Annotated in this window: 10 protein-coding genes; 7 read left to right on the top strand and 3 right to left on the bottom strand. The window is 69.2% G+C overall.

What is annotated here, in order from left to right; genetic code table 11:
• Window positions 1-357 (top strand): PaaI family thioesterase (locus QK444_RS25635; RefSeq protein WP_282784472.1); only part of this gene is annotated, 357 nt, incomplete at its 5' end.
• A 216-nt stretch (window positions 358-573) separates the two neighbouring features.
• On the opposite strand, the gene QK444_RS25630 is transcribed toward QK444_RS25635, so the two are convergent.
• Window positions 574-1,461 carry a hypothetical protein gene (locus tag QK444_RS25630; RefSeq protein WP_282784471.1) on the bottom strand — a complete coding sequence of 296 codons (888 nt, stop codon included), beginning with the start codon at window positions 1,459-1,461 and terminating at the stop codon, window positions 574-576.
• A gap of 277 nt (window positions 1,462-1,738) precedes the next feature.
• On the opposite strand from QK444_RS25630, the gene QK444_RS25625 reads away from it, so the two are divergent.
• The 3 genes from QK444_RS25625 to QK444_RS25615 are packed head-to-tail and all read left to right on the top strand — an operon-like array spanning window position 1,739 to window position 3,808.
• Complete coding sequence (locus tag QK444_RS25625; RefSeq protein ID WP_282784470.1) at window positions 1,739-2,515, top strand: helix-turn-helix transcriptional regulator; 777 nt, start codon at window positions 1,739-1,741, stop codon at window positions 2,513-2,515.
• A gap of 57 nt (window positions 2,516-2,572) precedes the next feature.
• The gene (locus QK444_RS25620; RefSeq protein ID WP_029932244.1) at window positions 2,573-2,923 is read left to right on the top strand and encodes an HPF/RaiA family ribosome-associated protein; all 351 of its coding nucleotides are present in this window, start codon (window positions 2,573-2,575) and stop codon (window positions 2,921-2,923) included.
• Window positions 2,924-2,965: 42 nt separating this feature from the next.
• Complete coding sequence (locus tag QK444_RS25615) at window positions 2,966-3,808, top strand: hypothetical protein (RefSeq protein ID WP_282784467.1); 843 nt, start codon at window positions 2,966-2,968, stop codon at window positions 3,806-3,808.
• A 120-nt stretch (window positions 3,809-3,928) separates the two neighbouring features.
• Here the strand turns inward: QK444_RS25615 and QK444_RS25610 are convergent, their stop codons facing one another.
• Window positions 3,929-5,326, bottom strand: coding sequence for an AIM24 family protein (locus tag QK444_RS25610; protein ID WP_282784465.1), 1,398 nt, complete (start codon window positions 5,324-5,326; stop codon window positions 3,929-3,931).
• Window positions 5,327-5,534: 208 nt separating this feature from the next.
• Between QK444_RS25610 and QK444_RS25605 the strand changes: the two genes are divergently transcribed.
• Window positions 5,535-7,040 carry an NAD(P)/FAD-dependent oxidoreductase gene (locus QK444_RS25605; RefSeq protein ID WP_282784463.1) on the top strand — a complete coding sequence of 502 codons (1,506 nt, stop codon included), beginning with the start codon at window positions 5,535-5,537 and terminating at the stop codon, window positions 7,038-7,040.
• Window positions 7,041-7,115: 75 nt separating this feature from the next.
• Here the strand turns inward: QK444_RS25605 and QK444_RS25600 are convergent, their stop codons facing one another.
• On the bottom strand, window positions 7,116-7,328 hold the full coding sequence (locus QK444_RS25600) for a hypothetical protein (protein ID WP_282784461.1): 213 nt from the start codon (window positions 7,326-7,328) through the stop codon (window positions 7,116-7,118).
• Between the two features lie 434 nt (window positions 7,329-7,762).
• Here QK444_RS25600 and QK444_RS25595 point away from each other — a divergent pair, with 434 nt between their 5' ends.
• Window positions 7,763-8,524 (top strand): SDR family NAD(P)-dependent oxidoreductase, encoded by a 762-nt coding sequence (locus QK444_RS25595; RefSeq protein WP_282784459.1) that lies wholly within the window; start codon window positions 7,763-7,765, stop codon window positions 8,522-8,524.
• 110 nt (window positions 8,525-8,634) lie between these two features.
• Window positions 8,635-9,446: alpha/beta hydrolase family protein (locus QK444_RS25590; protein ID WP_282784457.1), on the top strand; the 812-nt coding region annotated here is incomplete at its 3' end.

Here is a 9,446-nt window from a genome sequence, read left to right as displayed (position 1 = left end):
CCCCCGGCCACGGTCGTCTTCGACGAGTGCCATCAGGGCGCGCCCGGACTGGTGCACGGCGGCGTGGCCTCGGCCGCACTCGACGAGGCGGCGGGCGCGATCCTGCTCGGGCACACGCTTCCGGCGGTCACGGCGCAGCTGAATATCGCTTTCTCCCGGCCGATTCCACTCGGCCGCCCGGTCGCCGTGCGGGCCGCGCTGGACCGGCGCGAGGGCCGCAAACTGCACATCGCCGCGCGGCTGGAACTCGACGGCGAGACCGCCGCCACGGCCGACGCCCTGTTCATCGTGGTCGAGCCCGAACACTTCCTGGCGCACGGTGCCCGGCCGGGTGATATTCCGGCACTGGGCATCTGACGCGCGCGGCCATCCGCCATCACCCGGCACCCGTCATCCGGTGATGCCGAGCGCACTGCCGGGGCTGAGGTATCGGGCGTGCGGCCGGGCGGAGGTTGGAGGGTGCGGGCAGGTCGGGGGCGGATGTGCAGCCGAGCCGGTGGGCGTCGGGTGCGCAGCCGAGCCGGTGGGCGACAGGTGCGCGGCGGGGCGTGGAAAACGCAGAGCCGCTGTCGCTCAGCGGAAGTCGCGGGTCTCACCGCGCAGGGGGATGCGGTGCAGGGTGACATCGACCGGTACGCCGTCGAACCCTCCCGTCAGCCGCAGTGTGCTGTCGTGCTGGCGGTAGTCGAGCGTCGAATCGTCCAGGCGCAGTCGGGATGCCGCGGCGTCGATGCTCAGCTCGGCGGTCAGCAGCTCGCCGGTGTCGCGGGTCACGGCCAGGCGCTGAGCGGCGGGGCGGGCGTCGATGGCGAGGCGTACCCAGCGCGGTCCGGCCCCCTCGTAGGTGTCCACCGCCCACACTCCGTCCAGGGGTGAGATCCGCTCGGTGTAGTCGTTGTAGCTGCGAATTCCATTGGCCCCCATGGCGGCGATGACGACGGCGGCTGCGGCTAGGTGGGTGAGGGTTCCCGCCCGCCGGCGACGCCGCCCCGCCGCGGGCGGTTCGGGCAGGGCGACCGAATCCCGGTTGCGGATCAGCACATCGAGCAGCCGCGACCACCACGGCAGCGCGACCACCAGGGCCATGGCCAGCATGAGCAGTGGGGTCAGGATGACCGGGACGCCGTAGCTGAGGTTCAGAATGCTCACCTGGACCAGTGCGACCGCCGAGACCAGGGCCCCGAGCAGGGTGGTGCGCCGGAAGATGAGCAGCAGCCCGCCCAGCACCTCCACCGCGCCCGTGATCACCGTGTACGGCGTGGAGGTCGCCATGAACTTCCACAGCATGCCCGAGGGCGAGGAATCACCGAGGGGGACCAGCATGGCGCCCGGCAGGGTGAAGGTGATGAACTGCGTCGGAACGACTTTCACCATGCCGAAGGCGATCATCGCCAGCGACAGCAGCACCCGGACCGCGGTGTACGCCCAGCCGGACGCCAGGGCGAGCCGTTCTCGGTTCATCGGTTCCCCTCCGAAATCGCGTCGTGCTCCCGCCGTGCTCCTGGCCGCGGTTGCGGCCGGTCGGCCCCACCAGGGTGGCATACCGCGCAGAGCGGGCGCGTTCGCGAAACGGGCCGGCTCATCCGGTCCTGCGTCGATCTGTGATGTAGCTGACAACTTGCTGTATAAGTAACAGGTGTGCGACAGGTGTTTTACGATTCTGGCCGTCAGTCCAGGTCGGAATTGCGTGCCTTCGGCGCGATGCGGACCCGAGTAACAGGGGGAGCGGAATCCATTGTTGCGTATACCTTCCGACGACCGACCCGATGAACCGCGCCCGCCGACACTGGGCGGCCTGCTGCGCAAACTGCGGGATGATCGCCGGGTCTCCCGGGAACGATTGGGATTTGCCGCCGGGGTCAGTGCCAGCTATATCACGCACCTGGAGAGCGGCGCTCGCGAACATCCCACCAAACAGGTCATCGAGGCGCTCAGCACCTTTCTCGACCGCGTGCACCCCCTCTCCGATGCCGAGCGTCGCCACCTGTTCGATCTGGCCGGACTCCACGACGACACGTTTCCCGACGTCGACGACCTGCGGTCCGGTATCTCCGACGATATGCGCGCCGGCCTGGCGGTGCACGGGCCCAATCCGGCGGCCTTCGTCGACACCCGGTGGAATGTGCTGGCCTGCAATTATTCCTACGCGGCGGCATTCCCGGGGCTGGTCGAGGATGTCAGTATTCTGCGCTGGTTCTTCGGCAATGCGAACTCGCGGCGGGTGATGGTGGAATGGGAGCGGGAAGCCTCGCTCACGGTGGACTGGCTACGCGGTTTGATCGGCCAATCCGGCGATACCGCCTGGGCCGGTGATCTCTTGGAGGAGCTCGGCGCGTACCCGGAATTCCGTGCCATGTGGGCGACGGGTGGGACGACCTATGGACGCGACGATCCCCGTATGCTATTGCGCGATATCGGCTCCGGTGCCGAATATTCGCTGGCGGTGCACATGTTCCGCGTGGATTACGGCCGTCATCCCGGACACATTCAGTTCTTCCTCGGCGTCCGGCGGTGAGCGGACGGCTAGGGTGGAGGGGGCTCATCCCGGAGCATTTCGAAGAGGAGAGATTCCGTGGAGATTCTGGTCAATACCGGTAGGGCTGTGGAAGGCGATCAGGGGCTGCTCGATGCGGCCCGGGAGCGGATCGCCGACGTGCTGGGTCGGTTCGGCGATCGGATCACCCGCGTGGAGGTCTATCTGAACGACGAGAACGGGGACAAGGGCGGCGCGGACGACAAGAAGTGCACGCTGGAGGCCCGTCCGGCGGGTCAGGGGCCGGTGGTGGTGACGCATAAGGCGGCAACCATCGAGCAAGCCTACGACGGCGCGGCCCGCGAGATGGTGTCGCTGCTGAGTTCCCGGTTCGGTCGGCAGCGAGATGTCAAGGGCGGGGAGAGCATTCGGCACATCCCGGCCGAGTGATGTGACTTTATGTAAGTGAAGTCAGGGGCTAGGGTCGAGGTCATGGACAACGCTTTCGCTCGTGAGATGTGGCGGGCGCTCGAACCGCTGCACGCCGTGACCTACTTCGCCGCCGAATGCATCGCCGATCGCAAAAACCTTGGGCTGCGCGGGTACTGGATGGGTTACTTCGGTTCCCGCGCAGCCCCGTTCGGCGCGGTCCGGCCCGGGGTGGTGGAGGCCACCTTCTACAACTTCCACCCGCGCATGGTGCGGCGGGCGATCCCGGACGCCTGGGACTACGCCGATCCGGAGACCATCCTGGTGGACCGGGCACGTTCGGCCGCCGCGGCGCTGACACGGGTGACGCCGGATATCGAGGAGCTGGCCGAGCGGGTGCTGCCCGGTCTGCGGGCCGCGGTGGCCGCCGCCCCGCCCGGCGGACGCGCGCTGTTCGCCGCCAATCGCGATGTGCCCGAACCGGAATCCCCGGTCGCGGCGCTGTGGCAGGCGGCGACGGCGTTGCGCGAACATCGCGGGGACGGTCATGTCGCCTGTCTGCTCGCCGAAGGCATCGACGGCTGTGCGGCGCACGTGCTGTTCTCCGCCGACACCGGGACGCCCGAGCAGCTCTGGCTCGACAATCGCGGCTGGAGCCGGGACGACTGGGAGGCCGCGGCGGCACGGCTGCGCGCTCGCGGACTGCTTGCGGGACAGGAGCTCTCCGACGCCGGTCGTGCGCTGCGCGCCCATATCGAGACTCGCACCGACGCCCTGGCCGCCGACGCCTATCGGGATCTCCCCGACGCCGAGGACATGCTGAAGCTGATCACGCCCGCGGCCCGGCTGGTATCCCGCAGCGGCGCGGTGCCGTTCCCGAATCCCATGGGCGCGCACCCGCTCTGAGCGGTCGAGGCCGCAACAGGCCCGGCCGGTCTGTCCGCCTGCGGGTCTGGTCGGTCTGTCCGGCTGTGGGTCTGGTCGATCTGTCCGCCCAGGTACCCGGCCGAACAGCCGCCGACGGTACTAGCTGAACAGCCCACCAAGTGCGCCGCCGCTCTGTCCGGCGTCCTGACCGCCGCCCGTGCCACCGATGAGGCCGCCAGGCGGCAGTTCGGACGGCTGCACGATGACGAAGCCGCGGCCGGAGAACGACAATGTCATACCCTCGCCGGTGCTGCGGCCGATGAGGCGGCCCAGGCCGAAGGAGTCGTTGCGCTTGACGCCGGTCTGGAGACTGGAGGACCACGCCACGGCGGCCTGGGGGTCGGCGTAGGTGGGCTGGTCGACCTGGAGTACGACCGGGGCGCCCTCGGTGGTGATGGCGATGCGCCCGCGTCCGGTGAAGACGCAGTTGAAGAATCCGGCATTGCTGGCGTAGCCCGCCGCGCCCTGCACCCGTTTGATGCTGTAGGACAGCGTCGGGTCGAAGGCGAGCACATTGGCCCCGTTGATGGTCAGCCCGTCGCTGCCGTCCAGGTCGATGATGTGCACGTCGGCGGCGGCATTGGCCAGGAACAGATCACCGCGCCCGGACACCTTCATGAGCGGTACGCCCTCACCGGTGAGGCGTTGTTGGATGGCGCGCCCGATACCGCCGGAGCCCAGCGCCTGGAACCGCAGCTCACCCTGGTAGGCGACCATGGATCCGGACCGCGCCAGCACTTCGCCATTGAGGCCGACCTTGATCATCTTGCTGCCCTGCTTCTGAATGCCGAGGCCGGTGGCCTCGGCGAAACCGGGGCTGAACAGATCGCTCTGCATGGGTTGTACTCCTCGGTGCGGTGCAGGCGTGGGGGACGGTTGGGCGGCCGCGGGAGCGTACCCGGGTGCGCTCGGCGGGCCGGGCGGCGGAGTGGTCGGTGGCGGTGGTGCCGGACGATGCTGCGCGGCAGCGGGATTCGGTGCGGGCGGCGGGGTATCCGGCTCGTCGTCGATATTCACCCCGAAGGCGGTGGCGATGCCGGCGAGCCCGTTGTCGTAGCCCTGTCCGACCGCGCGCACTTTCCATCCGTCACCGCGCCGGTAGATCTCCACGCACACCACGGCGGTCTCGGTGGACAGTCCGCCGACGGGGAAGGTCAAAGCCCCCGTGGACGATTGGATGGTGGCGGTCAGCGCGCCCGCACCGCCGAAGTTCGCCGGTCCGCGCCCGTCCAGGCTGGCGGTGACGACGACGGTGTCGACATCGGGCGGCAGCATGCCGGTGTGCACGTCCACCATGTCACCGCGGCCCTGCCCGTGGCGGTAGGTGACGCCCGGCCCGGCCGGTTGGTTGAAGAAGATGAAGTCGCCATCGGATCGCACCCGCCCGTCGGCCGCCAGCAGCAGGGCCGAGACGTCGACCGGCGCGTGGCAGGCCACCGTGACGGTCATGCGGTCGCCGGGTGCGGGACGGTTCTCGCCGCGAGCGAGTGTGGTCATCGCGGGCCGCCTCGAAGGTCCTGCATGGCATTCACGGTCTCCAGTCTGGCGTGACCACGCGTGCCGCGCCAGCAAGGTTGGCTCGGCGGGCGTGCCGTGGGACCGGGCCTTCTCCCGCAAGAGTAGACGTAACTGGTAATAACACCTATCATGCGGTGAGGCTCCGACGACGGTGTACGGGGCGCGACCAGACGAAGCGAGTACCTCAATGACGCGGCATGTCGACGTACTGATCATCGGCGCGGGCCTGTCCGGAATCGGCATGGCCTGCCACCTCGGCAAGGAGGGGACCGGGCGCAGCTATCTGATCCTGGAGCGCCGCACCGCCATCGGCGGCACCTGGGATCTGTTCCGCTACCCGGGCATTCGCTCCGATTCGGATATGTACACCTTCGGCTACGGATTCCGCCCGTGGATCGGCACCAAGGTACTCGCCGACGGCCCACACATCCGGCAGTACATCGAGGACACCGCCGCCGAATACGGCGTCACCGACCGCATCCGCTTCGGCCGCCGCGTGGTCGAGGCCAGCTGGGACAGTGCGGCCGAACTGTGGACGGTGCGGGCGCACGACGAGCGCACCGGTGAGACCGAGATCTACACCAGCAACTTCCTGATCGGCTGCACCGGCTACTACGACTACGACAACGGCTACCGGCCGACCTTCCCCGGTGAGGAGCGGTTCCAGGGCCCGATCGTGCATCCGCAGCACTGGCCCGAGGATCTGGACTACACCGGCAAGCGGGTGGTGGTCATCGGCAGCGGCGCGACCGCCATCACCCTCATTCCGTCCATGAGCGACACCGCCGGGCATGTGACCATGCTCCAGCGCTCGCCCACCTATATCGCCGCCCTGCCCGCCGACGATCCGGTCGCCGTGGGCATGAAGCTGGCGAAGGTGCCCGCCAAGCTCGCCTACAAGGTGGGCCGCGCCCGCAATATCGCCCTGCAGCGGGCCAGCTATCAGCTCTCGCGCACCAATCCGGCGCTCTCCCGCAAGCTCATGCTGGCGGCCGTGCGCGCCCAGGTCGGCCCCGGCATCGACATGCGCCACTTCACGCCCAGCTACGACCCGTGGGATCAGCGGCTGTGCGTGGTGCCCAACGGTGACCTGTTCCGGGTGCTGCGCAGCGGCAAGGCGTCCATCGTCACCGATCGCATCGACACCTTCACCGAAACCGGTATCCGGTTGGAGTCCGGTGACGAGATTCCCGCCGATATCGTCATCAGCGCCACCGGCCTGACCGTGCAGATGCTCGGCGGCGCGACGCTGACGGTGGACGGCGAGACCCTCGCCACCCGCGACCTGGTCGCCTACAAGGGCTCGTTGCTCGGCAATGTCCCCAACGCCATGGTGGTGCTCGGCTACACCAACGCCTCCTGGACCCTCAAGGCCGATCTCGCCGCCGAGTACTTCTGCCGCCTGCTGAACCATATGCGGGACAAGGGATTCACCAAGGTGGTCGCGGTACCGGAGGAGGGCGACAAGTCGGAGGCGTCGCTCATGGGCGGTGCGCTCACCTCCGGCTACATCCAGCGCGGCGACGGCGTCATGCCCCGGCAGGGCACCCGCGGTCCCTGGCTGGTCATCAACAACTACTTCCGCGACCGCGCGCTGCTGCGCAAGGGCGCGCTGGAGGACGGCGTGCTGCGCTTCACCCGTGGTGCCGCCCGGGACGTCGTGGCGGCCACGGCCGAATCCCGTTCCGCCTGATAGCACTTCGAGTCGACCTGATCGCACTTCGAGTCGACGGCCGCCGGGCGGGTTCCGGCGGCCGTTCGCTGTCGGTCACCGGTCGGCGGCGGCCCGGCGGGGGAGCAGGGTCAGCGCCACCGCCTGGATGGCCAGCACGGTACCCACCAGCGCCGTGATCGACACCTCGTACAGCAGGCCGGTGAGCGCGCCGCCCAGCGGCGCGGCCACTCCGCCGAGGGCGGCGTAGAGACCGTAGGCGGTGGCGCGGCGGTGCGGGGGAACCAGATCGGCGACCATGGCGCGCATGGTCGACTCCTGGATGCCGAGGGCCGCACCCCCACAGCAGCGCCCCGAGCAGCATCCACCGGATATCGGCGGCGAAGGCGAATGCCGTTGCCAGTGCGGCGAGTAGCGGCAGGGCGGTGAGCACCCGCGCGCCGACGCGGTCGTAGGTCCAGCCGACGGCCAGCGCGGTGAGGGCGTCGGCGACCATGGCGGCGGCGTACAGCACGGCGACGGCGGCCGTGGTCATGCCACCCGCGGTCACCAGGTGATACGAGAGCACGCCGAACGGTGGAATCGCGCATGGGGGTCTCCGCCTGTCGGTCTGCGCCGATCATGCCGCTGACGCGCGGGTCGTGGTAGCCGTCGCGGGCAATGGAAAAGATCTCTTGTTGATAACAAGGACTGATTCTGATACTCATGGTGGTCGTTCGGAACGCTCGGAAGGAACCGCGCCCATGCAGATCAGCGACCAGGTCGCCCTCGTCACCGGAGCCGCCTCGGGGCTCGGCCTGGCCACCGCGCGACGGGTGCTGGCCGAGGGCGGGCGCGTGGTGCTGTTCGATCTCGCGGACTCCGAGGGGGCGGCGGTGGCACGGGAACTGGGTGACGGCGCGGTCTTCGCGCCGGGGGATGTCACCGAGGAGGCCGACGTGGCGGACGCGCTGGACGCCGCCGCGACGCTGGGTCCGCTACGCATGGTGGTGAACTGCGCCGGAATCGGGCTGCCGGGCCGAATTCTCACCGGGGACAGCGTGATTCCCGTGCACGCCTTCCAGGTGGTGGTCGACGTGAATCTGGTCGGGACCTTCAATGTGCTGCGGCTCGGGGCGCAGCGGATGGCGCGCTTGGCGGCCGTCGACGGTGAACGAGGGGTCATCGTCAACACCGCCTCGGTGGCCGCGTTCGACGGGCAGATCGGCCAGGCGGCGTACGCGGCCTCCAAGGCGGCGGTGGCCGGAATGACGCTGCCGCTGGCGCGCGATCTGGGTGAGCGGCAGATTCGGGTGGTCACCGTCGCGCCGGGCATGTTCGATACGCCGCTGCTGGCCGCGCTGCCCGAGCAGGCGCGGGAATCGCTGGGGCAGCAGGTCCCGCATCCGCGGCGGCTGGGTGATCCGGACGAGTTCGCCGCGCTGGTCGCGCATATCGTGAGCAATCCCATGCTCAATGGCGAAGTGATCCGGTTGGACGGCGGCATTCGCATGGCCGCCCGCTGAGCCGGCCACCCCGCTGAGCTGGCCTCTCAGCGCCGTGCCAGCTCGCATCCAGCAAATTCTCAGTTCACTGCGGCACGGTGGGTCGCGTGCGCCTACCGAGACATCGAACCATGACAGCCCTGGCCGTGGCGGCGACCGCCGCACTGCTTCCCGTCGCGGCGGCGGGACCCGCCCTCGCGGTCGACGCATCCGCCGCGGTGTCCCCGGCGGGCACCTCGGCGGACGGGTCGCGGATCGTCTCGGTGCGCACCGTCGACGACCGGCATCTGACCCTCCAGGTGTACTCGGCCGCCATGGACAAGAACATCGAGGTCGATGTGCAGCGGCCCGCCGACACCTCGGCCGCCGCGCCGACGCTCTACCTGCTCAACGGCGCGGGCGGCGGTGAGGACAGCGCCACCTGGAACAAGCAGACCGATGTGCTGGGCTTCCTGGCGGCCAAGGACGTCAATGTGGTGCAGCCGATCGGCGGCGGGTTCAGCTACTACACCGATTGGCGCGCACCGGATCCCGCGCTGGGCGTCAACAAGTGGAAGACCTTCCTCACCGAGGAGCTGCCGCCGCTCGTCGACCGTGCGCTGAACACCACCGGGCGCAATGCCATCGCCGGACTGTCCATGGCGGGCACCTCGGTGCTGCAACTGCCCATCGCGGCGCCGGGGCTGTACGGATCGGTGGCCTCCTACAGCGGCTGCGCGCAGATCAGCGATCCCATCGGCTACAACTTCGTCAATACCGTCGTGGCGGCGGGCGGCGGCGATGCGAAGAACATGTATGGCCCGCAGGGTGATCCGATGTGGGCCGCGAACGATCCCTACGTGCACGCCGACCAACTGCGCGGGGTGAATCTGTTCATCTCCAGCGGGACCGGAATGCCCGGCCGCTACGACACGCTCGACGGACAGTTCGCGTTGCCCGGTCC

Source organism: Nocardia sp. CC201C (genome assembly GCF_030010695.1).
GTDB classification, from domain to species: domain Bacteria; phylum Actinomycetota; class Actinomycetes; order Mycobacteriales; family Mycobacteriaceae; genus Nocardia; species Nocardia otitidiscaviarum.
Note: the sequence above shows the minus strand (reverse complement) of the source record. Positions and strands in the feature narration are given on the sequence as shown.

What these genes read in the sequence shown, in the direction of transcription:
- QK444_RS25630 (WP_282784471.1), bottom strand. Translation starts at nt 1,461, where the DNA reads ATGAACCGAGAACGGCTCGCCCTGGCGTCCGGCTGGGCGTACACCGCG.
- QK444_RS25615 (WP_282784467.1), top strand. Translation starts at nt 2,966, where the DNA reads ATGGACAACGCTTTCGCTCGTGAGATGTGGCGGGCGCTCGAACCGCTG.
- QK444_RS25610 (WP_282784465.1), bottom strand. Translation starts at nt 5,326, where the DNA reads ATGACCACACTCGCTCGCGGCGAGAACCGTCCCGCACCCGGCGACCGC.
- QK444_RS25605 (WP_282784463.1), top strand. Translation starts at nt 5,535, where the DNA reads ATGACGCGGCATGTCGACGTACTGATCATCGGCGCGGGCCTGTCCGGA.
- QK444_RS25600 (WP_282784461.1), bottom strand. Translation starts at nt 7,328, where the DNA reads ATGCGCGCCATGGTCGCCGATCTGGTTCCCCCGCACCGCCGCGCCACC.
- QK444_RS25595 (WP_282784459.1), top strand. Translation starts at nt 7,763, where the DNA reads ATGCAGATCAGCGACCAGGTCGCCCTCGTCACCGGAGCCGCCTCGGGG.